The 22,871-nt window shown below is 66.3% G+C and carries 16 protein-coding genes; 12 read left to right on the forward strand and 4 right to left on the reverse strand.

Annotation, left to right across the window (positions count from 1 at the left end; genetic code table 11):
* Positions 1-116: 116 nt before the first annotated feature.
* Positions 117-1,706: a benzoate-CoA ligase family protein gene (locus AC23D4_RS20760; RefSeq protein WP_472887512.1), complete on the reverse strand. Its 1,590-nt coding sequence runs from the start codon at positions 1,704-1,706 to the stop codon at positions 117-119.
* A 76-nt stretch (positions 1,707-1,782) separates the two neighbouring features.
* A complete protein-coding gene (locus tag AC23D4_RS20765) occupies positions 1,783-3,360 on the reverse strand; it encodes a 3,4-dehydroadipyl-CoA semialdehyde dehydrogenase (protein WP_472887513.1) in 1,578 nt (525 codons plus the stop codon).
* A gap of 154 nt (positions 3,361-3,514) precedes the next feature.
* Here AC23D4_RS20765 and AC23D4_RS20770 point away from each other — a divergent pair, with 154 nt between their 5' ends.
* From AC23D4_RS20770 to AC23D4_RS20810, 9 genes are all read left to right on the forward strand, one after another.
* Positions 3,515-4,456 (forward strand): helix-turn-helix transcriptional regulator, encoded by a 942-nt coding sequence (locus tag AC23D4_RS20770; protein ID WP_472887514.1) that lies wholly within the window; start codon positions 3,515-3,517, stop codon positions 4,454-4,456.
* A gap of 134 nt (positions 4,457-4,590) precedes the next feature.
* Positions 4,591-6,252, forward strand: coding sequence for a 2,3-epoxybenzoyl-CoA dihydrolase (boxC, locus tag AC23D4_RS20775; RefSeq protein ID WP_472887515.1), 1,662 nt, complete (start codon positions 4,591-4,593; stop codon positions 6,250-6,252).
* Between the two features lie 23 nt (positions 6,253-6,275).
* Complete coding sequence (gene boxB / locus AC23D4_RS20780) at positions 6,276-7,703, forward strand: benzoyl-CoA 2,3-epoxidase subunit BoxB (protein WP_472887516.1); 1,428 nt, start codon at positions 6,276-6,278, stop codon at positions 7,701-7,703.
* 341 nt (positions 7,704-8,044) lie between these two features.
* Entirely contained in the window at positions 8,045-9,358 is a 1,314-nt protein-coding gene (gene boxA / locus AC23D4_RS20785) for a benzoyl-CoA 2,3-epoxidase subunit BoxA (RefSeq protein ID WP_472887517.1), read from the forward strand.
* A gap of 154 nt (positions 9,359-9,512) precedes the next feature.
* Complete coding sequence (locus tag AC23D4_RS20790) at positions 9,513-10,136, forward strand: DUF3305 domain-containing protein (protein WP_472887518.1); 624 nt, start codon at positions 9,513-9,515, stop codon at positions 10,134-10,136.
* Complete coding sequence (locus tag AC23D4_RS20795) at positions 10,133-10,975, forward strand: gamma-glutamyl-gamma-aminobutyrate hydrolase family protein (protein WP_472887519.1); 843 nt, start codon at positions 10,133-10,135, stop codon at positions 10,973-10,975. Before AC23D4_RS20790 ends, AC23D4_RS20795 begins: the two co-directional genes overlap by 4 nt.
* Entirely contained in the window at positions 10,972-11,625 is a 654-nt protein-coding gene (locus tag AC23D4_RS20800; RefSeq protein ID WP_472887520.1) for a DUF3306 domain-containing protein, read from the forward strand. The genes AC23D4_RS20795 and AC23D4_RS20800 overlap by 4 nt, the downstream gene beginning before the upstream one ends.
* Positions 11,585-13,660, forward strand: coding sequence for a 4Fe-4S binding protein (locus AC23D4_RS20805; protein ID WP_472887529.1), 2,076 nt, complete (start codon positions 11,585-11,587; stop codon positions 13,658-13,660). The genes AC23D4_RS20800 and AC23D4_RS20805 overlap by 41 nt, the downstream gene beginning before the upstream one ends.
* A gap of 2 nt (positions 13,661-13,662) precedes the next feature.
* On the forward strand, positions 13,663-14,280 hold the full coding sequence (locus AC23D4_RS20810) for a TorD/DmsD family molecular chaperone (RefSeq protein WP_472887521.1): 618 nt from the start codon (positions 13,663-13,665) through the stop codon (positions 14,278-14,280).
* A gap of 18 nt (positions 14,281-14,298) precedes the next feature.
* Here the strand turns inward: AC23D4_RS20810 and AC23D4_RS20815 are convergent, their stop codons facing one another.
* A complete protein-coding gene (locus AC23D4_RS20815; RefSeq protein ID WP_472887522.1) occupies positions 14,299-16,410 on the reverse strand; it encodes a sensor histidine kinase in 2,112 nt (703 codons plus the stop codon).
* Positions 16,411-16,665: 255 nt separating this feature from the next.
* On the opposite strand from AC23D4_RS20815, the gene AC23D4_RS20820 reads away from it, so the two are divergent.
* Positions 16,666-17,619, forward strand: coding sequence for an IS110 family RNA-guided transposase (locus AC23D4_RS20820; RefSeq protein ID WP_472887523.1), 954 nt, complete (start codon positions 16,666-16,668; stop codon positions 17,617-17,619).
* A 79-nt stretch (positions 17,620-17,698) separates the two neighbouring features.
* Here AC23D4_RS20820 and AC23D4_RS20825 read toward each other — a convergent pair whose 3' ends face one another.
* Positions 17,699-19,084: a sigma-54-dependent transcriptional regulator gene (locus AC23D4_RS20825; protein ID WP_472890123.1), complete on the reverse strand. Its 1,386-nt coding sequence runs from the start codon at positions 19,082-19,084 to the stop codon at positions 17,699-17,701.
* Positions 19,085-19,560: 476 nt separating this feature from the next.
* Here AC23D4_RS20825 and AC23D4_RS20830 point away from each other — a divergent pair, with 476 nt between their 5' ends.
* Positions 19,561-19,788: a formate dehydrogenase gene (locus AC23D4_RS20830; RefSeq protein WP_472890124.1), complete on the forward strand. Its 228-nt coding sequence runs from the start codon at positions 19,561-19,563 to the stop codon at positions 19,786-19,788.
* A gap of 17 nt (positions 19,789-19,805) precedes the next feature.
* Positions 19,806-22,772 carry a formate dehydrogenase subunit alpha gene (locus AC23D4_RS20835; RefSeq protein ID WP_472890125.1) on the forward strand — a complete coding sequence of 989 codons (2,967 nt, stop codon included), beginning with the start codon at positions 19,806-19,808 and terminating at the stop codon, positions 22,770-22,772.
* The last annotated feature ends 99 nt before the right edge of the window (positions 22,773-22,871 follow it).

A 22,871-nucleotide genomic window follows, 5' to 3' on the forward strand; every position in this document is an offset into this window, starting at 1 on the left:
CGTTGTCTACGATGGGGTGCGAGTTTCGTTATGTTTCAGAACCAGATCAAGTCTGCGACACCCGGGTTTTCCCGGGGTTTGGGTCGTGAACGGGACGAGCGGCGTTTCAGGCGGTGTCAGCGGCGCACAAACAGGCGCTGGTTCTCCAGTTCGCGCAACTTGAAGCGCTGGATCTTGCCGGTGGCGGTCTTGGGCAGTTCGGTCATGAACTCGATGAAGCGCGGGTACTTGTAGGGCGCGAGCTTCTCTTTCACGAAGGCCTGCAGCTCGGCTTCCGTCGCCTGGGCGCCGGCCTTGAGCACCACATAGGCCTTGGTCTTGGTCAGGCCGTCGTCATCGGTCTTGCCGATCACGGCCGCTTCGAGCACGGCCGGGTGCTGCACCAGGGTGGCTTCCACTTCGAAGGGGCTGACGTAGATGCCGCTGACCTTGAGCATGTCGTCGTTGCGGCCGGCGTAGGTGTAGTAGCCGTCGGGGTCGCGGGTGTACTTGTCGCCGCTCTTGGTCCAGTTGCCCTGGAAGGTGTCGCGCGATTTGGCGCGGTTGTTCCAGTACAGCAGCGCGGCGCTCGGGCCCTGGATGTAGAGGTCGCCGATCAGGTTGTGGCCGGTGATCACGCTGCCGTCTTCGTCGCGCAGCTGCACCTCGTAGCCCGGCACGGGTTTGCCGGTGGTGCCGTAGCGCACGTCGCCCGGGCGGTTGGAGAGAAAGATGTGCAGCATCTCGGTGCTGCCGATGCCGTCGATGATCTGGCAGCCGAAGTGCGCGGTCCAGCGCTCGCCGATGTCGCGCGGCAGCGCTTCGCCGGCCGACGAACACAGGCGCAGCGCGACCGCGCTTTTCGCCGGCAGGTCGGGCGCGGCCAGCATGCCGCCGTAGCCCGTGGGCGCGCCGTAGAACACCGTGGGCTGGTGGTCGACCATCCGTTTGAAAGTGGCCTGCGGCGTGGGCCGTTCGGCCATCAGCACCACGCTCGCGCCCACGCTCAGCGGAAACGACAGGCCGTTGCCCAGGCCGTAGGCGAAGAACAGCTTGGCGGCGGAGAACACGGTGTCGCTCTCCTTCAGACCCAGCACCGCCTTGCCGTAGAGCTCGGCGGTCCAGTAGAGGCTGGACTGCGTGTGCACCGTGCCCTTGGGCGCGCCGGTGGAACCGGAGGAATAGAGCCAGAAAGCCGGTTCGTCGCCGTGCGTGTCGGCGCCTTCTGCACCTGGTTCAGCGGGGGCATGGGCCGCAGCCAGCGCCGCGAAGTCGTGCGCGCCTGCGGGCAGCGGGTCCTTCGCGCGCGAGACGATGAGGTGCTTCACCTCGTGGCCGCCCGTCTCCAGTGCGGTCTGCAGCGTGGGCAGCAGTGCGGCCGAAACGAAGGCCGCCTGCGCGCGGCTGTCGGCCAGCATGTAGGCGTAGTCCTTGGCGGTCAACAGCGTGTTCACCGCCACCGGCACCACGCCCGCGTGCAGCGCGCCCAGAAAGCTCACCACCCAGTCGCTGCAGTCGTGCATGAGCAGCAGCACGCGCTCTTCGCGCTTCAGGCCCAGCGCCTGCAGCGCCGCCGAGAAGCGCTGCACCTGGTCAGCCAGCTGGCCGTAGGTGAGCGTGCCCGCGTCGTCGATCAGCGCGGTCTTGCCGGCGCGGCCGGCGTTGAGTGCGATCAGGTGGCTCGCGAAATTGAAGCGTTCGGGTGGGGCGGCGGTTTCGTGGGGCATGTCTGTCTCCTGTTTGTACTGCTGCAAAAGCGCCGTTCGGGCTGAGCCTGTCGAAGGGCTCAGGGCGAACGGGTGCTCAGGGCTTGAATGGTGTGCCGGAAGTCGCCAGCACGTCCAGTGCCGCCGTGCTGCCCTGCACCGCGCTGCGGCGGTGGTAGAAGCCCAGCGCGCGCAGGCCGCCAAGCTCTTCGCCGCCGCCAGCGCGGCCCGGGCCGCCGTGCAGGCTCATGGGCATCACGTTGCCGTGGCCACTCTGCGCTGCGGCCACGTCGGGCGAAATGGCGTGCACGCGGCCATGGCTGGAGCCCAGCTCGGCGGCGGCGTGTGCGATGAAGGCCGGGTCACTGCTGTAGACCGAAGCCACCAGCGAGCCTTCGCCTCGGCGGATCAGCTCCAGCGCCTGCTCCAGGCTGTCGTAGGCCATGAGCGTGGCCACGGGGCCGAACACCTCGACCTCGTGCAGCACCTTCGCTTGTGTCGGCTGGCGGTGACCCAGCAGCACCGGCGCCACGCAGGCGGCCACGGCCGGGTCGGCGTCCACCAGCGCGGTGGCGCTGCCGTCGAACAGCACCTCGGCTTCGGTCTTCAGGTGGGCGATGCCGGCGATCACGCTGTCGAATTGTTCTCGGCTCACCAGCGCGCCCATGCGCGTGGCATCAACGCGCGGGTTGCCCACGGTGGTCTTGCCCAGCTTGGCGCCGATGGCCTGGGCGGTGGCGTCGTACAGCGCGCGCGGCACGAAGATGCGGCGGATGGCGGTGCACTTCTGGCCGCTCTTGACTGTCATCTCGCGCACGACCTCGCTCACCAGCAGGTTGAAGGCTTCGTCGCCCGCGGCGGCCGCCGGGTCGAGCAGGGCGCTGTTCAGGCTGTCGGCCTCGATGTTGCAACGCACCGAGCGCTGCGCCACCGCCGGGTGGCTGCGGATGATGCGCGCGGTTTCGGCCGAGCCGGTGAAGCTCACCACGTCAAAGGGGCCGAGCTGGTCCATCAGGCCGGCGGACGAGCCGCACACCACCGAGAGCGCGCCCGCGGGCAGGATGCCGGCGTCCACCACGTCCTTCACCATGCGCTGGGTCAGCCAGGCGGTGGCGGTGGCGGGTTTGATGATCACCGGCACGCCCGAGAGCAGGGCCGGCGCGGCCTTTTCCCACAGGCCCCAGCTCGGGAAGTTGAAGGCGTTGATGAACAGTGCCACGCCGCGCGTGGGGCTCAGGATGTGCTGGGTCTGGAACACCGGGTCCTTGGCCATGCGGATGCGCTCGCCGTCGAGCAGCAGCTTCGCGTCGCCCAGGGCATCACCCTGCTTGGCGAAGTAGCCCAGGGTGAAGATGCCGCCGTCGATGTCCACCGCCGAGTCCCTGGTGGTGGTGCCGCAGTTGGCGGTGGCGATCTCGTAATAGGCGTCGCGGTTGGCCTGCAACACCTTCAAGATCTCGCCCAGCAGCGCGGCGCGTTGCCTGTAAGTGAGTGCCCGCAGGGCGGCGCCGCCCTGTTCGCGCGCGAAGGCAAAACCGTCGGCCAGGTCCAGCCCGGCGCTGCTCACGCGCACCAGCGGCGTGCCCAGCACCGGGTCGAGCAGGGTGGCGCCGTTGCCGGAGCCGTCTTGCCAGCGGCCGGCGAGGAAATTGGGAAGCAGGGGCGTTGTGGTCATGTCGGGACTCGGGTGGGTTGATCAACAGGGCTGGTCGGCGCGCGGGATTGGCGCTATAAATGCACTATTCTGCGTCTTTGGGTTCATGCATTAAAATGCATGTTTGTCCAGAAAGCAAGCCCCCGCAGGGATAACCCTTAAATCACCGATGCCCATGAAAGAACCGGTCGCCCTTGATCTTGTGCCCGAAGCCGCATCCGGCGCTGCAGAGGCCGACGAGCCGCCACGCCACCCGTTTCTGGTGTCGCTGGGCGAGCGGGTGCGCACGCTGCGCTCGCGCCGCGGCATGACACGCAAGGCCGTGGCGCTGGCGGCGGACGTGTCAGAGCGCCACCTCGCCAACCTCGAATACGGCACCGGCAACGCCTCCATCCTGGTGCTGTTGCAGGTGGCGCACGCACTGCAATGTTCGCTCACCGAGCTGCTGGGCGACGTGACCACCTCGTCGCCCGAATGGCTGCTGATCCGCGAGCTGCTGGAGAATCGCAACGAGGCCGATCTGAAACGCGTGCGTCTGGCCATCGGCGGCCTGCTGGATGGGCACGCCGCGCCGGTGAACGACGCCGGGCGACAGGCCCGCATCGCACTCATTGGCCTGCGCGGCGCGGGCAAGTCAACGCTGGGTCAGCGACTCGCCGACGACCTGGGCTACGCCTTCATCGAGCTCAGCCGCGAGATCGAAAAATTCGCCGGCTGCAGCATCAACGAAATCCATGCGCTCTACGGCACGCCGGCCTACCGGCGCTACGAACGCCGTGCGCTCGAAGAAGCGATCCAGATCTACCCCGAGGTGGTGATCGCCACACCGGGTGGCCTGGTGTCGGACGCCGCCAACTTCAACCTGCTGCTCACGCACTGCACCACCGTCTGGCTGCAGGCCGACCCCGCCGACCACATGGGCCGCGTGGCCGCGCAGGGCGACATGCGGCCCATGGCCGCCAGCCGCGAAGCCATGGAAGATTTGAAGCGCATCCTGGCCGGTCGGTCGGCCTTTTATTCCAAGGCGGACCTGCACTTCAATACCAGTGGCCAGAGCGTGGACGACGCCTTTGACGGCCTGCGCACCCAGGTTCGAGAGGTGCTGGGTATTTTGTAATATGCATAAAAATGCATTGACGTTCTTAAAAAGCTGCATTATTATTCACATCATTCGGTGCCCACCGGTGAGTGATTGCAAGTCGGCACCCCTTGTATTCCCGCCCCGCGCCACCCCACAAACAGGAGACAGCCATGACCACTGCCATCACCACCGTTGACTACCGCACCGATCCCAGCCAGTACCGCCACTGGAAACTCAAGTGCGAAGGTTCGACCGCCACGCTGGCGATCGACATCGACGAAGACGCCGGCATCCGCCCCGGCTACAAGCTCAAGCTCAACAGCTACGACCTGGGCGTGGACATCGAGCTGCACGACGCCCTCAACCGTATCCGCTTCGAGCACCCCGAAGTGCGCACCGTGGTGGTCACCAGCGGCAAGGACCGCGTGTTCTGCTCCGGCGCCAACATCTTCATGCTCGGTGTCTCGACCCACGCCTGGAAGGTGAACTTCTGCAAGTTCACCAACGAAACCCGCAACGGCATCGAAGACACCAGCAAACACTCCGGCCTCAAATTCCTGGCCGCCCTGAACGGCGCCTGCGCCGGTGGCGGCTACGAGCTGGCCCTGGCCTGCGACGAGATCCTGCTGGTGGACGACCGCTCCAGCGCGGTCAGCCTGCCTGAAGTGCCGCTGCTCGGCGTGCTGCCCGGCACCGGCGGCCTGACCCGCGTGACCGACAAGCGCCACGTGCGCCACGACCTGGCCGACATCTTCTGCACCACCAGCGAAGGTGTGCGTGGCCAGAAGGCCGTGGACTGGCGCCTGGTGGACGCCGTGGCCAAGCCACAGCAGTTCGCCGCCGCCGTGAGCGAGCGCGCCGCCAAGCTGGCCGCCCAGAGCGACCGCCCAGCCGATGGGAAGGGCGTGAGCCTGCCCCGCGTGGAACGCACCGACAGCGCCGACGGCATCGCCTACACCTATGTCAACGTCGCCATCGACCGCGCCAGGCGCAACGCCACCATCACCCTGAAAGCGCCGAGCGGCGCTCAGCCGACCGACATCGCCGGCATCGAAGCCGCAGGTGCCGCCTGGTACCCGCTGCAGATGGGGCGCGAGCTGGACGACGCCATCCTCAACCTGCGCACCAACGAGCTGGACATCGGCACCTGGGTGCTCAAGACCGAAGGCGACGCGGCCGCCGTGCTGGCCAACGACGCCCTGATGCTGGCGAACAAAGACCACTGGTTCGTGCGCGAGACCATCGGCGCGCTGCGCCGGACTTTCGCCCGCCTCGATGTGTCCTCGCGCAGCCTGTTCGCGCTGATCGAAGCCGGCTCCTGCTTCGCCGGCACGCTGGCCGAGCTCGCCTTCTGCGCCGACCGCGCCTACATGCTGGCCCTGCCGGACGACGCCGACAAGGCGCCCCAGCTGCAACTGAGCGAGTTCAACTTCGGCTTTCTGCCGATGGTGAACGACCAGTCGCGCCTGCAGCGCCGTTTCTATGAAGAGACCGGCCCCATGGAAGCCGCGCGCGGCGCCATCGGCAAAGCACTTGACGCCGACGCCGCATTGGCTTTGGGCCTGGTGACCGCCGCGCCCGACGACATCGACTGGGCCGACGAAGTGCGCATGGCGCTCGAAGAACGTGCCGCCATGTCGCCCGACGCGCTCACCGGCATGGAAGCCAACCTGCGTTTCGCGCAGAAAGAAAACATGGCCACCCGCGTCTTCGGCCGCCTGACCGCCTGGCAGAACTGGATCTTCCAGCGCCCCAACGCTGTCGGTGACAAGGGCGCGCTGAAGGTCTACGGCAAAGGCGACAAGGCAGCCTTCGATTTCAACCGCGTCTGATCCACCATACCCAGGAGACCAACATGTCCACCATCGACTACAGCGACAAGATCCCCAACAACGTCAACCTGAGCGAAGACCGCACGCTGCAGCGTGCGCTGGAGCAGTGGCAGCCCAACTACCTCAAATGGTGGGACGACATGGGCCCGGACGGCTCGCAGAACTTCGACGTCTACCTGCGCACGGCGGTCAGCGTCGATCCGCAGGGCTGGGCGCAGTTCGGTCACGTGAAGATGCCCGACTACCGCTGGGGCATTTTCCTCAACCCCGCCGAAGCCGACCGCAAGATCCACTTCGGTGACCACAAGGGCGAAGCCGCCTGGCAGGACATCCCTGGCGAATACCGCGCCAACCTGCGTCGCATCATCGTGACGCAAGGCGACACCGAGCCCGCCTCGGTCGAGCAGCAGCGCCACCTGGGCCTGACCGCCCCCAGCCAGTACGACCTGCGCAACCTGTTCCAGGTGAACGTGGAAGAAGGCCGCCACCTCTGGGCCATGGTGTATTTGCTGCACAAGTACTTCGGCAAGGACGGCCGTGAAGAAGGCGAAGCCCTGCTGGAACGCAACAGCGGCAACGCCGACAACCCGCGCATCCTGGAAGCCTTCAACGAAGAGACGCCCGACTGGTTGAGCTTCTTCATGTTCACCTACTTCACCGACCGCGACGGCAAGTTCCAGCTCTGCGCCCTGGCCGAATCCAGCTTCGACCCGCTGGCCCGCACCACCAAGTTCATGCTCACCGAAGAAGCGCACCACATGTTCGTGGGCGAGTCCGGCGTGAGCCGCGTGATCAACCGCACCTGCCAGGTGATGAACGAGCTCAAGACCGACGACCCGGCCAAGCTGCGCGCCGCCGGCGTGATCGACCTGCCGACCATCCAGCGCTACCTGAACTTCCACTTCAGCGTCACCATCGACCTCTTCGGCGCCGACGAATCCAGCAACGCCGCCACCTTCTACAGCACCGGCCTCAAGGGCCGTTATGAAGAAGGCAAACGCACCGACGACCACCAGCTGCGCGGCCAGTTCTACAAGGTGCTCAACGTGCAGAACGGCCAACTGGTCGAAAAAGAAGTGCCGATGCTCAACGCGCTCAACGAAGTGCTGCGCGACGACTACATCAAGGACAGCATCGGTGGCGTGGAACGCTGGAACAAGGTGATCGAGAAGGCCGGCATCCCGTTCCGCCTGACCGTGCCGCACAAGGCCTTCCACCGCAACATCGGCCTGCTCAAGGGCGTGAAGGTCGCACCGGATGGCCGCGTGGTGTCCGAGTCCGAATGGAACGCCAACCGCGACAACTGGCTGCCCAGCGAGGGCGACCGCGCCTTCGTCGCCAGCCTGATGGGCCGCGTGGTCGATCCCGGCAAGTTCGCCAACTGGATCGCGCCGCCGGTGATGGGCATCAACCGCCAGCCGGTGGACTTTGAGTATGTACGTTTTGGCTAACCCCCTGCGCCGCTGAAGCGGCTTCCCCCTTAAAAGGGGGACGATGCCCTGCGGCCTGGCGAAGCCAGTTCCGCGGCATCCCTGGATGGGACACGTGCTCCGGAGAGGCGACAGACTTCGCGCAGGAAGGGAAGCTGTCTCTTACCTTGCGCGAGTACCCACGAGCGCGACGCGGTGTGGCTGGCGCAGTGAGGTCAAGGAGGAGCCGGCCGCTGGCCGGCGGGGGACACGAACGGAGTCAGCCGCGCCGTGTCGCGCGGCGCCACGCCAACGCAAAACCACTTCTCGAACCGCCAGCAGAACTCAGACCTACACTCCCAAAAAGACCACCGGAGACACCCATGAACGCGCCAGCTGAATCGGCTGTGATCAAGCAGCACCTGATAGACCCTGAAATCTGCATCCGCTGCAACACCTGCGAGGCGATCTGCCCGGTGCAGGCGATCACGCACGACTCGCGCAACTACGTGGTCGATGCCGAGAAGTGCAACTGGTGCAACGACTGCATCTCGCCGTGCCCCACCGGCTCGATCGACAACTACCGCACCATGCCGCGCATCAAGGCCTATTCGCTGGCCGAGCAGCTCAGCTGGGACAACCTGCCGGCTGAACTGTCGGCGGCCGAACGCGCCGCACTCGTGGGCGATGCAGTAGCTGAACCGGCCACCACCGAGACCGAAGCCGAAGCCGAACCCGCCGTCGAAACACCCGTCGACCCCACCGGCCAGGACACCTTCAAGTCCGCCGCCTACGGCGCCACCATCCCGCCCTGGAGCGCCGCCCACGCCTACACCAACCTCTACGGCCCCAAGGCCGCGCAGAAGACGGTGACCGCCACCGTCACCGGCAACGTGCGCGTGACCGAAGTGGGCAAACAGGCCGGCCACGACTACGACACCCACCACATCGTGCTCGACTTCGGCGGCATGCCCTTCCCGGTGCTCGAAGGCCAGAGCATTGGCATCGTGCCGCCCGGCACCGATGCCAAAGGCCGGCCGCACCACGCGCGCCAGTACTCCATTGCCAGCCCGCGCAACGGCGAACGCCCGAGCTACAACAACCTCTCGCTCACCATCAAGCGCGTGCTGGAAGACCATTCGGGTCAGCCGGTGCGCGGCGTGGCCAGCAACTTCATGTGCGACCTGCAGGTGGGCGACCAGGTCGAGGTGATCGGCCCGTTTGGCACCAGCTTCCTGATGCCCAACCACCCCAAGTCCAACATCGTCATGATCTGCACCGGCACCGGTTCGGCGCCCATGCGCGCCATGACCGAGTGGCGCCGGCGCCTGCGCGCCAGCGGCAAGTTCGAGGGCGGCAAGCTGATGCTGTTTTTCGGCGCCCGCACCAAGGAAGAGCTGCCGTACTTCGGCCCCCTGCAGAACCTGCCCAAGGACTTCATCGACATCCACTTCGCCTTCAGCCGCACGCCGGGTGCGCCCAAGCGCTACGTGCAGGACGCGATGCGCGAACGCGCCGCCGACCTCGCCGTGCTGCTGCAGGATTCCAACACCTACTTTTACGTGTGCGGCCTGAAGAGCATGGAAGAAGGTGTGGTGCTGGCGCTGCACGACGTGGCCACCCAGGCCGGTCTGAACTGGGACTCGTTGGGCGCTTCGCTCAAGCGCGAAGGGCGCCTGCACCTGGAAACCTACTGAGCGGGCATGAGCAAAAAAGCGCTCAGCTTCTGAAGCCTCGCCGGGCCATGCGTCCGGACTTCGGGTTTTCCCGCGCAAGACACCAGGGTGGCTGGGGTGAACCCGGTGGGTCATGCGGCGCCGCCGGGCGATGGCTTACATTGCGGGTCTGCCCATGACAACCGAACCTGTCCAGACATCAGCGCCACACCGCCCGGCCATCGAGGTGGATGTGGTCATGCGCCGCGAACCCGTCAGTGGCCCCATGAGCCGCTGGCAGCCCTGGCGCTGGGTGCTCGCCGATGTGCTGCCCTGCGGCAGCCCCGAAGACACCGGATCCGCCGCGCCCGACACGCGGCACGAGCCGCAGGCTGTCGAGCCCTTGCAGCCTGCGGCCGATCCGTCATCCACCCACTGGCTGTTCCCGCGATTTCGCGTCGAACTGTTCCGCGATGACGCCGAAGGGTATTTCCTCAACCTGAACAGCCCCCAGCCCTGTTTCTGGGTCGTCTGGCGCGCCGACGAGGAGCAGCTGCTCGATGGCGAGCCCATGGCGGTGCCGCAGACCGTGACGCTGAGCTACCACGATGCAGGGCGCTGGCTCGACGCGCAGGAGCGCGTGGACCAGGTCGCGGCGGCCGACGAGGTGGTGGACTGGCTGCGCGGTTTTGTGGACGCCACCTACCAGCCCGAACCCAAACGCCGCAAGCGGCCCGACAGTTTCAAGCCGCTGACCGACCGCTTCGGTCAGCCAGTGCGCATCTCCACCGAAAAACACGGCACAGGTCCGAAACCATGACACTTCGCATCGGCATCAGCGCCCGTCTGCTGCACCACCCCCCGGCCGGTCTGGGGCTGCCGCAGAAGCGGCTGCAATTTCTGGAAAGCACGATGGCGCACTGGATCATGGCCCACCGCGCTATCGCGTTGATGGTGCCCTTCGTCGACGAGGAGAGTCCCTTGTCGGCCAACCGAGCGCCCATGACCGAGATCGTTGACCTTCTCGACGGGCTGGTCCTGCAGGGCGGCATCGATATCTGTCCGGAGGCCTATGGCGAAACGCTGCGCGACCCGGCCTGGGCCGGCGACGCCATCCGCGACCGCTATGAGCTCAATCTGCTGCGCGGTTTCGTGGATGCGGGCAAGCCGGTGTTCGGGGTGTGCCGGGGCGCACAGCTCATCAATGTCTATTTTGGTGGCAGCCTGGTGCAGGACATACCGTCTCAGCGCCCCGGGGCAACCCACCACCAGGACACCACGCGCTACGAACGGCTGATACACGACGTGCAATTCGAAACCGGCTCCACGCTGCACCGCCTGTACGGCAACAGCGCGCCGCACCGTGTCACCAGCATCCACCACCAGTGTGTGGACCGGCTGGGCGAGGGGCTGGTGGTGGAAGCCATCAGTACGCAGGACGGCATCATCGAAGCCATCCGCCACACCGGTCCTGGCTATGTGTTCGGTGTGCAGTGGCATCCCGAGTTCCACCTCACGCCGGGTGAAGAGATGCAGGGCCTGCTCGACAGTGGTCCGATGATGATGGACTTCCTGCGCGCCGCGCGCGCCCGGGCCGACCGCCACCAGAGCGGCGCGGCCGAGGTGCACCCCGGCCTGCCCCTGCCTGCGCGAACATGACGTCCGAAGACGACAACTTCTTCTCGCGCTGGTCGCGCCGCAAGGTGCAGGTGCGCACCGGGCAACCCTTGCCCGCCGAGCCGCCGGCGCCCGAACCCGTGGCGGCCGTGGCACCGGTGGTGGCGCCGGTGATTGTGCCAGGTGCCGTCGACGGTCTGGTGCCGCCCACGCTGCCCGCCGAGCCGGCAGAACCGCCGCCCGCACCCACGCTGGAAGACGTGGCCCGCCTGTCGCTGGACGGTGACTTCAAGCCCTTCGTGGCGCGCGGCGTGCCAGCGGACGTGCGCAACGCCGCGGTGAAAAAGCTCTTCACCGATCCGCACTACAACGTGATGGACGGGCTCGACATCTACATCGATGATTATTCGAAGCCCAGCCCGCTGTCCGCCGTCGAAATGGCCAAGATGGTCGGCGCACAATTCCTGAAACTGGTGGACGACCCCAACGAAGTGAAAACCCCGGCGGCGGCCTCCGTTGCCGCCGTCCAAGAACACGCCGCAGAGCCCGAAGAGGCTCAGGCACCCCAGGCCGGTGCGACCGAACAGGTCGCCCAGCCGGAACCACAAGAAACCCACGATGACCACGCTGATCTGCAACTGCAACCAGACCATGCCCCTGAACCCCCAGGCCCTGGGCCAGGCGCTGGATGAAGACCTGACCCTGCACACCACGCTCTGCCGCCGCGACGCACCCGCCTTCCAGAAGGCCTGCCGCAGCAGCGACGAGCTGGTGGTGGCCTGCACGCAGGAAAGCCGGCTGTTTGCCGAACTCTCGGAGCAGACCGAGGGCGCGGTCTCTCTCGATGTGCGGCCGATCCGCTTCGTCAACATCCGCGAGACCGGGGGCTGGGGCCGCGAGGCCGCGATGGCCACACCCAAGATGGCTGCGCTGCTCGCCGCCGCCCGCCTGCCCGACGCCGAACCCGTGCCCACGGTGACCTACACCAGCGAAGGCCGGCTGCTGATCATCGGGGCGCTGGAAGACGCCGAACGCGCCGCCGGGCTGGTGAGCGATGCGCTGGACGTGACCCTCATGGCCGTGGGTGGCGCGGGCATGCAGGCGCGCCGCTACCCCGTCATCGGCGGTGATGCGCCGCACATCACGGGCTGGCTCGGCGCCTTCGACGTGAGCTGGACCACCCGCAACCCGATCGACCTCGACCTCTGCACGCGCTGCAACGCCTGCATCGCCGCCTGCCCCGAAGACGCCATCGGCCTGGACTACCAGATCGACATGGACCGCTGCCGCTCGCACCGCGCCTGCGTCAAGGCCTGCGAAGCCGTGGGGGCCATCAACTTCCAGCGCGAGCCGCAGACGCACAGCGACAAGTTTGACCTGGTGCTGGACCTGCGCAAGACACCGGCCTTCAGCCAGCACGCGCTGCCGCAGGGTTACATGCACCTGCCTGGCGGCCTGAACGATGCGGCGGCCATGCAGGCGCTGATCCAGCTGCGCGACCTGGTGGGTGAGTTCGAGAAGCCGAAGTTCTTCACCTACAAGCAGAAGCTCTGCGCCCACGGCCGCAACGAGAAGGTGGGCTGCAACGCCTGCGTCGACATCTGCTCGGCCTCGGCCATCAGCAGCGACCTCAAGCGCAACCAGATCATCGTCAACCCCAACCTCTGCGTCGGCTGCGGCACCTGCACCACCGTCTGCCCCACCGGCGCGCTGAGCTACGCCTACCCGCGCGCCAGCGAGCAGGGCGTGAAGCTGCGCACCCTGCTGGCCACCTACGCCAAGGCGGGGGGGAGAGACGCGGCTTTTCTGCTGCACAGCCAGGAAGCCGGGGCCGCACTGATCGGCGATCTGGGCCGTGCCGCCGCGCTCGACAAATCGGTGCGCGGCGTGCCCGCGCGCGTGATCCCGCTGCCGCTGTGGCACACCGCGTCGACCGGGCTGGACGTGTGGCTCACCACCTTCGCCTACGGTGCCTCGCAGGTCTGGGTGCTGATGACCGGCGAGGAAGCGCCACAGTACCGCGACGCGCTGCGCGAGCAGATGGCGGTGGCGCAGGCCATCGTGAGCGGCCTGGGTTACAGCGGGCGCCACTTCAAGCTGATCGAGGCCCGCGATGCACGCGACCTGATGGCGCTCGACGCCGAACTGGGCGAAGCGCCGGCCCAGGGCGTGAAGCGCCGCGCCAGCTTTGCGGTTCAGGCCGAGAAGCGCGCCACGCTGGAACTGGCCCTGGACCACCTGGTGCAGGACAGCTCCACGCACGCCCGCGCCGCCGACACCATCGAACTGCCCGCGGCCTCGCCGCTGGGCACGATCAGCGTCAACCAGGACACCTGCACCCTCTGCCTGAGCTGCGTCAGCGCCTGCCCGGCCAGCGCGCTGCAGGACAACGCCGAACGCCCGCAGCTGCGCTTCATCGAGAAGAACTGTGTGCAGTGCGGCCTGTGCGAAAAGACCTGCCCCGAAAAAGCCATCACCCTGCAGCCGCGCCTGCTGCTCGGCGAGCAACGCAAGCAGCTGCGCGTGCTCAACGAAGCACAGCCGTATCAATGCATCCGCTGCAGCAAACCCTTCGGCACCCTCAAGGGCATCGAAGTCATGCTGGCCAAGCTCGGCGGCCACGCCATGTTCCAGGGCGAGGCGCTGGAGCGCCTGAAAATGTGCGGCGACTGCCGCGTGGTGGACATCTATTCGAACCCGGGCGAGACCCGCATCACCGACCTGTGACCATGAACAACCAGATTTCCGTGTCTTCTGTGCTTGACGAGGAAACCGCCCGCGCCGAAGTCTATGGCCTGTTGGCCGCGCTGTATTACGCCGCACCGTCGCCGGCGCTCATGGCACAGCTGCGCGTGGCCGTGACCGAGGCGCCCGCAGCGGGTGGTTTTCTCGAAGAACCCTGGCGCGAAGTGGTGGCCGCGGCGCGTGCGATCGACGAAGCAGCCGTGGTGGCCGAGTTCGACGCCCTGTTCGGCGGCGTGGGCCGGGCCGAGGTGTTTCTGTTTGGTTCTCATTACCTCAGCGGTTTCCTGAACGAAAAGCCGCTGGCAGCCTTGCGCAGCGACCTCGCAGCGCTCGGGCTCGGGCGCGATGACACGATGTCGGAAACCGAGGACCATTTCGCCTACCTGTGCGAAGTCATGCGCTACCTGATCGCGGGCGACGAGGTCGAGGTGGCCAACCTGACGCAGCAGCAGAAGTTCTTTGTCACCCATGTGCAGCCCTGGGCACCGGCGATGTGTGACGCCATTGCGGCCCACCCCAAGGCGCGCTTCTATGCCGCACTGGCGGGGTTCACGCGCGCCTTCATCGGGGTGGAGACGCAGGGGTTCGACATGCTGGCCTGATCCCGCGGCCGCGCAGGATCACGCAACGGCACCGGGGCGGCCATCGTGGGTTCCTGCCCGCGCGGCGTCGGGTGCCCGCGGCTCGGTCAGCAGGCGCACGCTGAATGTGGCGCCGCGGCCGTCGCTGCGATTGCTTGCCGTGATGCTGCCACCGTAGCGTTCGAGCAGGCCCTGGCTGATCCACAGGCCGAGGCCGTTGCCATCGTTCTTCGTCGTGAAGAAGGGCTGGAACAGCCGCTCCTGCACGGCGGGGGCCAGCCCCGGTCCGGTGTCCTGCACGCTCAGTTCGGCACCGCACAGGGCACTGTCCGCGGTGCACCAGTCCGTTGTCGCCAGCCGCAGCGTGCCACCCTCCGGCATGACCTGGATGGCGTTGATCAGCAGGTTGATGATCACCTGCTGCAGCTCCTGCCGGTTGAAGCCCACGCGCTGCGTGGCCTGCAGCTCGCGCACCACCTCGATGCGGGTCTGCGCGAGCAGGTGCGCTACCAGCACCAGGCTGTCATCCACCGTGCGGTTGAGATCCAGGCTTTCCACGTAGCCCGCGTATTCGGTGGGGCGCGCGTATTGCAGCAGCTGCGTCACGATGATGCGCATGCGCTCGACCTGTTCGTCCAGCAGCCTGAGTTCGCTCTGCACCGGCTGGCTGTGTTCGCCCAGGGTTTCCCGCATCAGGTCCAGGTTGCCCTGCATCACGGCGATGGGGTTGTTGATCTCATGCGCAATGCTGGCGGTGAGCTGGCCAATGGCCGCAAGCTTCTCGCTCTTGACGAGTTGCTGCTGCGCCAGTTGCAGCGAGGCGTTGCTGGCTTCGAGTTCGCGCGTGCGGTCGGCCACTTTGTGGTCGAGCTCTTCGCCCCAGCGCTGCAGCGCGTGCGTCTTCTCGTCGATAGCGTCGAGCAGTTGGTCCAGGTGGCCGGCCAGCGCGCCGAGTTCGTCGCGCGCGGGCAGGGCGCCGACGCGCGCCCGGTTCTCGCCGTCTTCGACGCGCTGCATGGTCTGGTTCATCTGTTGCACGGGCTTGAAGATGCTGCGCGCCCAGCGCACCGAAAACCAGGCCGACACCGCCATGACGGCGAGAAAGATCAGCCCCATCACGCCGATCATGGCCAGGCGAACGAGACGGAACGGTGCTTCGAGGTAGCCCACGTAGAGCATGCCGATGCGCTGACCGGTGGCGTCGAGCAGCGGGTCGTAGGCCGACACATACCAGTCGTTGACCACAAAGGCGCGGTCCAGCCAGGTCTGACCCTGTCCCAGCACGCGGTCGCGCACGGTCTGCGAGACGCGGGTGCCGATGGCGCGCTGGTCCTGGAACAGCCGCACGTTGGTGGTGATGCGCACGTCGTCGAGGAACAGCGTGGCCGTGCCTTCGCTGCCGAAGGGCAGGGCGCCGTCGGGGTAGACGATGCGGTTGATGTGGTCGATGAAGTCGAGGTTCTGGTTGAGCAGCAGACCGCCCGCCAGCAGGGCAGTGGTGCGCCCCGCAGCGTCGCGCACCGGTTGCAGCGAGATCACGACCATGGCGCGGTCTTCGGTGGTGCGCGCATCGGGGGCGGCGTTGCGCGTGGGCACCAGCGGGATGTGCAGGCGGGGCATCAGCTGGGGCGCCATGCGGGCGATGGCCATGGTGTCGAGGCGCATGAGGCGCGCCGATCGCGATCCGGGTCCCAAGGTGGCTTCGGGCACCAGGCGCTGGAGCTCCAGCGGCAGGGCGGCATGCGGGCCGTTGTCTTCGGCACTGCCGAGCGGCTGGCCGTCGGTGCCGTAGAGCAGAAGGAAGTCCAGCCCCAGCCCTCGCCGGGCCTCGCTCAGGCGCTCGCGCAACGCCGCATCGGTCTGGCCTTGGGGGACGGTCTCGGACGGCTGCATGGCGCTCAGCAGCCGCTGCGAGCCGGCCACGCCGCGCGTGCCGCTGCCGACCTCAATCAGCACCTGGTCGAAATAGCCGCGCGCCACCGCCAGATCGCTGCGCACCTTGGTGATGAGCAGGCGGTCGTAGGTGATGTTGCTCCAGACCGCGATGGCCAGCACCAGCAGCGGGAACACCACCAGCAGCGGCAGCAGCGCCATCGCCAGCAGTTTGTTGCGCACCGAGGTGGCGAGCCAGCGGGGCTTGTAGCGGATCATGCCGGGTCAACTCCGGCGCGAAGTGCCTCCTCCAGGAACCCGGCAGAACCGGCTTGTATGGTTGAGGTGTTGGGGTGGAGGGCCTGAACTTCCGGCTATCGGCTCAGACCGACTGGCAAAGATTGCCCCCACCCCGCCTTCCAGCGTCGATAAGGAACTGAGCGGCACCCAGTAGCGCCGATCTTTGAGCAAGCCAACGCGGCTGGCGGGAATGTCCACCCCAACACTTGTCATTGTTTCTCTCAGGAGAGCGCCATGCAAGAGGTCAACGTGTTTATCGGGGTGGATGTGGCCAAGGCCGAGCTGGTGACCGCGGTCCATGATCAAGCAGGATGCCGCAGCATCGCCAACGAGGCCGACGCCATCAGTGCCTGGCTGCGTGAGCTGCCAGACGGTGCGGCGCTGGCCGTGGAGTCCACTGGGCGTTACCACCAGCTGCTCGCCACCCTGGCCAGTGCCGCAGGTCTGCAGGTGTTCGTGCTCAACGCCCGCGACGTGTACTTCTACGCCAAGGCCCTGGGGGCTCGCGCCAAGACCGATCGGGTCGATGCCCACGTGATCGCCCGCTACGTGGCCGAGCAGCACACCCGCCTGCGCCTGTGGCAGGTACCCCATGTCCTGCTGTCTCAGGTGCAGTGCCTGCTGGGCCAGCGCTGGACGGCGGTGAGCAAGCGCACGGCACTGCGCCAGTCGCTGCAAGGCTGTGATGGGGCCATCGCCTGCCAGGTCCAGGCCCTGGATGCGGCCTTCGCCGCGTTGCTCCAAGCCATCGATGCACGCATCATGCAGTTGTTCGATGACGATGCGCCGTTGCGCGCGCAGCGCAAGCTGCTGCAGAGCATCGTGGGCGTGGGGCCACAGAGCAGTGCGTTGCTCGCCAGTGTGCTGGCGCAGGCGGGCTTTGCCAGCGGCGATGCGTTGGTGGCCTACAGCGGGCTGGACCCGCGCGCCTGTGATTCGGGCAGCAGCCGTGGCAGGAGAAGGCTCTCCAAGCGGGGACAACCGGCGCTGCGACGCCAGATGTACCTGGCTGCGATGTCGGCCTGTCATACGAAGACGTTTGAAGGCACGTACAAGGCGTTGCGACTGCGGGGGCTGAAGACAACCGAGGCTCTGGTGGTGTTGGCTCGCAAGCTGCTGCGTATCGCCTTTGCCGTCTGGCGCAGCGGCCAGCCGTTTGATCCCCAGCGCTTTGTCTCTCCCGCTTGACATCGATCCATAGAACCTTTGCCAGGCTGCATCGGGTTGTCCCCTTGGTGGGGTCGCGCGAAGCGCGGCGGGGGCGCCTTCACAAGGTGTTCCATTCGGCCACGCGCCGCTCCAGCGTGCGCCGCGAAACGCCCAGCAACTGCGCGGCGCGGGTCTTGTCGCCCAGCACCGAGTCCAGCACCGCGAGGATGTGGCGTTTCTCCAGCGTGTGCAGGTCGGTCGGGCCCGCGCCGGGGGTGATGGCCTGCCGGGGCGTGTCGCCCGGGTAGAGCGCCGACACGTTGAGCGAGCCCAGGATCAGCGAGCGTTCGACCAGGTTGCGCAGCTCGCGCACGTTGCCGGGCCAGTGGTACTGGCGCAGGAAGTCCATTTCCGGTTCGCTGATCTGCAGCGGCGCCACGCCGAGCGCGGGCGCGAGCTGGCCCATGAAATGCTCGACCAGCGGGGCGATGTCGTCCTTGTGCTCGCGCAGCGGCGACAACGTCAGGTCCACCACCTGCAGGCGGAAGAAGAGGTCTTTGCGGAAGCGGCCGGCCGCCACTTCATCGGCCAGGCGGCGGTTGGTCGCGGCCATGATGCGCAGGTTCACCGGCATCAGCTGTTCGCTGCCCACCGGGCGGATCTGCAGGTCTTCGATGGCGCGCAGCAGCGTGGCCTGGATGGGCAGCGGCAGCTCGGCGATTTCGTCGAGGAACAGCGTGCCACCCTGCGCGTAGTGGAACAGGCCGTCGCGTGCGCGGGTGGCGCCGGTGAACGCGCCTTTGGCATGTCCAAAGAGTTCACTCTCGATCAGCTCGGGCGAGACCGCCGCGCAGTTCACCGGCACGAAGGGGCCGGCCGCGCGCGGGCCCTGTGCGTGCAGTTCGCGCGCCACGAGCTCCTTGCCCGTGCCCGATTCGCCCTGCAGCAGCACCGTGCTGTTCACCGGCGCCACGCGGGCGATGGCTTCGCGCAGCTGCTGCATCGCGGTGGAATCGCCGACCAGCGCCGGGCCGCCCATGGCCAGCGGCGCCACGGCGCGCTTGAGCACGAAGTTCTCGCGGCGCAGGCGCGAGCGCTCGTAGCAGTGCTTCACGGCGTTGAGGATCTGCGGCACCCGGAAAGGCTTGAGGATGAAGTCCGAGGCACCGGCGCGCAGGGCCTCGATGGCGGTGTCCAGATCGGCAAACGCGGTGATCAGGATCACCTCGCCGGTGAAGCCTTGCTCGCGCAGTTCCTTGAGCCAGCGCACGCCGTTCTTGCCGGGCAGGGATATGTCGAGGATCACCAGATCGGCGTGGTGGCCACGCAGCCATTCCGCGCCTTCTTCGGCGCTGCTCGCGCTCATCACGAACTGGCAACGCGGGGCGAGGGTCTTGACCAGGAAGTTGAGCATGCCCTGTTCGTCGTCGACGATCAGGATCGACCAGTCGGGCCAGCCTTCGAGGTTCTTTTCGGGGAAGGGGGTGAATGAGGTGGGTTCCACCGCGGAGGATTCTACGGATAAAGCCGATCAAAACACTGGGTCATTGACCAATACACGACACCTGGACACGGGTTGACACAGCGGTCGTGATGGTCGGCTTGCGACAATTTGTCGCAAGCGGCTTGGACAGCTTGACGCGGGATGCGAAGCCTCACGGAAACGGTATACGGGTTATCCCTGAAATTCAGCAGAGGTGCTGGGCTGTCACGCCCATGGTGACGGGCTATCTGCCAACACTGTCGCCGGATGCTTCATAAGCAAACACTGATGGCACGATTTTGGCTATGAATTTTGAAGCAGTCACCGATGCTGCAGCGCCGCATACCACCCACATGGCAGGGTTGGGCATACCCCTGTCAAGAGTGTCAGGTCTCGCTTGCACAGAGTCGGTGCGCCGGTTAGATTCGCATATGCAAAAAGCCCACAGGTCGTTACATCCGGCGTCCTTAGGGCTTTCGATCAACCAGGAGACATGCATGAGCAAGCCCCTTCCCGAGGCCCCTCAAGGCCGCACCCGCCTGAACCGCCGCCGGCTGTTCGCCGGCGCTTCCACCGTGGGGGCCCTGGCGGCGGTCGCCACCCTCCTGCCCCGCGTGCAGACCGAAGAAACGGCCGAGGTGGCGGCCCGGCCGGCGCCTGAAAAGGGCGGTGGTTACAGCTTGTCGGACCACGTCAAGCAGTACTACAAGACCACCCAGATCTGAGCCAGCAGGAGAACCCCATGTTGCTGACCAAAAAATCCTCCACGCCCGGCGCCCACGGCGCCCGTGCACAAACCTCCTTCGTCCACAGCCTGCAGCGGGGCCTGTCGGCCGCGCTGCCCACCATGGACCGCCGCGGCTTTCTGCGCCGTTCCGGCCTCGGGGTCGGTGTGGGTCTGGCCGCCACGCAGCTCACGCTGGTGAAGAAAGCCAAGGCCGCCGAAGGCAAGTCCATCGACGGCACCGGCAAGATCGAAGTCAAGCGCACCGTCTGCACCCACTGTTCGGTGGGCTGCGCCACTGACGCGATCGTTGAAAACGGCGTCTGGGTTCGCCAGGAGCCGGTGTTCGATTCGCCGATCAACCTCGGCGCCCACTGCGCCAAGGGCGCCGCCTTGCGCGAGCACGGCCATGGCGAGTACCGCCTGCGCTACCCGATGAAGCTGGTCAATGGCAAATACCAGCGCATCAGCTGGGACGTGGCGCTCAACGAGATCACCGCCAAGATGAACGAGCTGAAAGAGGCCAGCGGTCCCGATTCGGTGTACTTTGTCGGCTCTTCGAAGCACAACAACGAGCAGGCCTACCTGCTGCGCAAGTTCGTGAGCTTCTGGGGCACCAACAACTGCGACCACCAGGCGCGCATCTGCCACTCCACCACGGTGGCCGGCGTCGCGAACACCTGGGGCTACGGTGCGATGACCAACTCGTACAACGACATGCAGAACAGCCAGTGCGCGTTGTACATCGGCTCCAACGCCGCAGAAGCGCACCCGGTGTCCATGCTGCACATGCTGCACGCCAAGGAAAACGGCTGCAAGATGATCGTGGTCGATCCGCGCTTCACCCGCACCGCGGCCAAGGCCGACGAGTACGTGCGCATCCGCTCGGGCACCGACATCCCGTTCCTGTTCGGTCTGCTGCACCACATCTTCAAGAATGGCTGGGAAGACAAGCAGTACGTCAACGACCGCGTCTATGGCATGGACAAGGTGCGTGAAGACGTGTTGGCCAAGTGGACGCCGGACAAGGTGGAAGAGGCCTGCGGCGTCAAGGAAGAGCAGATGTTCAAGGTGGCGAAGATGCTGGCCGAAGCCAAGCCCGCCACCATCGTCTGGTGCATGGGCCAGACGCAGCACTCCATCGGCAACGCCATGGTGCGTGCGTCGTGCATCCTGCAGCTGGCGCTGGGCAACGTGGGCAAGAGCGGTGGTGGCACCAACATCTTCCGTGGCCACGACAACGTGCAGGGCGCCACCGACGTCGGCCCCAACCCCGACTCGCTGCCGGGCTACTACGGCCTGGCCGCCGGCTCGTGGAAACACTTCGCCAAGGTCTGGGGCGTGGAGTACGACTGGATCAAGTCCAAGTACGCCGAAGGCATGATGGAAAAGCCCGGCATCACCGTCTCGCGCTGGATCGACGGCGTGATGGAAAACAACGAGCTGATCGACCAGGGCCCGAATCTGCGCGGCATCTTCTTCTGGGGCCATGCGCCCAACTCGCAGACGCGGGGCCTGGAGATGAAGCGAGCGATGGACAAGCTCGACCTGCTGGTGGTGGTGGACCCGTATCCTTCGGCCACGGCGTCGATGGCGGCCATGCCCGGCAAGCCCGAAGACCTCAACCCCAACCGCGCGGTGTACCTGCTGCCGGCGGCCACGCAGTTCGAAACCAGCGGATCGTGCACCGCGTCCAACCGGTCGCTGCAGTGGCGCGAGAAGGTCATCGAGCCGCTGTGGGAGAGCCGCAGCGACCACATGATCATGCACCAGTTCGCCGAGAAGCTGGGCTTTGGCGCCGAGCTGTCGAAGAACTACAAGATGCAGAAGGTCAAGGGCTTGGACGAGCCCGTGCCCGAAGATATCCTGCGTGAAATCAACGCCTCGGTCTGGACCATCGGCTACACCGGGCAGAGCCCGGAGCGCCTGAAGGCGCACATGCGCAACATGGGCGCCTTCGATGTGAAGTCCCTCAAATGCAAAGGCAAAGTGGTCGACAAGGAAACCGGCTACGACATGAGCGGTGACTACTTTGGTCTGCCCTGGCCGTGTTACGGCACCGCCGCCATCAAGCACCCGGGCTCGCCCAACCTGTACGACACCTCCAAACACATCATGGAGGGCGGCGGCAACTTCCGCGCGAACTTCGGCGTCGAGCGAGAAGGCGTGAGCCTGCTGGCCGAAGACGGTTCGTACTCGGTGGGTTCGGAGATCACCACCGGTTACCCCGAGTTCGACCACGTGCTGCTGAAGAAGCTGGGCTGGTGGGACGACCTGACCGAGGCTGAGAAAACCGCCGCCGAAGGCAAGAACTGGAAGACCGACCTCTCGGGCGGCATCCAGCGCGTCACCATGGCGCACGGCTGCCATCCGTTCGGCAATGCCAAGGCCCGCGCCGTGGTGTGGAACTTCCCCGACGCGATTCCGCAGCACCGCGAACCGATCTACGGCACGCGCCCCGATCTCGTGGCCAAGTACCCCAGCCATGATGACCAGAAGAACCGCTGGCGCCTGCCGGTGCTCTACAAGTCGCTGCAGCAGAAGAACGTGGACGACAAGGTTCACGAAAAATTCCCGCTGATCATGACCTCGGGCCGCCTGGTCGAGTACGAGGGCGGTGGCGAGGAAACCCGCTCCAACCCCTGGCTGGCCGAACTGCAGCAGGAGATGTTCGTCGAGATCAACCCGGCGGCGGCGAGCGAGCGCGGCATCCGCAATGGCGAGCGCGTCTGGGTGCACACCCCCACCGGAGCACGCATCAACGTGCAGGCGCTGGTGACGGATCGCGTGGGCCCCGACACGGTGTTCCTGCCGTTCCACTTCTCGGGACACTGGCAGGGCCAGGACATGAAGCCGCACTACCCGGATGGCGCTTTCCCGGTGGTTCGCGGTGAAGCGGTGAACACGGCCACCACCTACGGTTACGACATCGTCACGATGATGCAGGAAACCAAGACGACGGTCTGCAATGTAGAGCGGGCATAACCATGACCCCCAAGCTTTTCACTTCGTGTAATGCGCTGCCCCCCGAGGGAACGCATTTTTCCTTGGGGCAGCCCGGCGGAAAAATCAGGAGAACGACAC

Source organism: Hydrogenophaga sp. L76 (genome assembly GCF_057654755.1).

Bases quoted from the DNA above. Each gene is read 5' to 3' on its own strand.
- AC23D4_RS20820 (WP_472887523.1), top strand. From the start codon at position 16,666: ATGCAAGAGGTCAACGTGTTTATCGGGGTGGATGTGGCCAAGGCCGAG.
- AC23D4_RS20835 (WP_472890125.1), top strand. From the start codon at position 19,806: ATGTTGCTGACCAAAAAATCCTCCACGCCCGGCGCCCACGGCGCCCGT.
- AC23D4_RS20770 (WP_472887514.1), top strand. From the start codon at position 3,515: ATGAAAGAACCGGTCGCCCTTGATCTTGTGCCCGAAGCCGCATCCGGC.
- AC23D4_RS20790 (WP_472887518.1), top strand. From the start codon at position 9,513: ATGACAACCGAACCTGTCCAGACATCAGCGCCACACCGCCCGGCCATC.
- AC23D4_RS20815 (WP_472887522.1), bottom strand. From the start codon at position 16,410: ATGATCCGCTACAAGCCCCGCTGGCTCGCCACCTCGGTGCGCAACAAA.
- AC23D4_RS20765 (WP_472887513.1), bottom strand. From the start codon at position 3,360: ATGACCACAACGCCCCTGCTTCCCAATTTCCTCGCCGGCCGCTGGCAA.
- AC23D4_RS20800 (WP_472887520.1), top strand. From the start codon at position 10,972: ATGACGTCCGAAGACGACAACTTCTTCTCGCGCTGGTCGCGCCGCAAG.
- boxA (WP_472887517.1), top strand. From the start codon at position 8,045: ATGAACGCGCCAGCTGAATCGGCTGTGATCAAGCAGCACCTGATAGAC.
- boxC (WP_472887515.1), top strand. From the start codon at position 4,591: ATGACCACTGCCATCACCACCGTTGACTACCGCACCGATCCCAGCCAG.
- AC23D4_RS20760 (WP_472887512.1), bottom strand. From the start codon at position 1,706: ATGCCCCACGAAACCGCCGCCCCACCCGAACGCTTCAATTTCGCGAGC.
- boxB (WP_472887516.1), top strand. From the start codon at position 6,276: ATGTCCACCATCGACTACAGCGACAAGATCCCCAACAACGTCAACCTG.
- AC23D4_RS20805 (WP_472887529.1), top strand. From the start codon at position 11,585: ATGCCCCTGAACCCCCAGGCCCTGGGCCAGGCGCTGGATGAAGACCTG.
- AC23D4_RS20810 (WP_472887521.1), top strand. From the start codon at position 13,663: ATGAACAACCAGATTTCCGTGTCTTCTGTGCTTGACGAGGAAACCGCC.
- AC23D4_RS20795 (WP_472887519.1), top strand. From the start codon at position 10,133: ATGACACTTCGCATCGGCATCAGCGCCCGTCTGCTGCACCACCCCCCG.
- AC23D4_RS20830 (WP_472890124.1), top strand. From the start codon at position 19,561: ATGAGCAAGCCCCTTCCCGAGGCCCCTCAAGGCCGCACCCGCCTGAAC.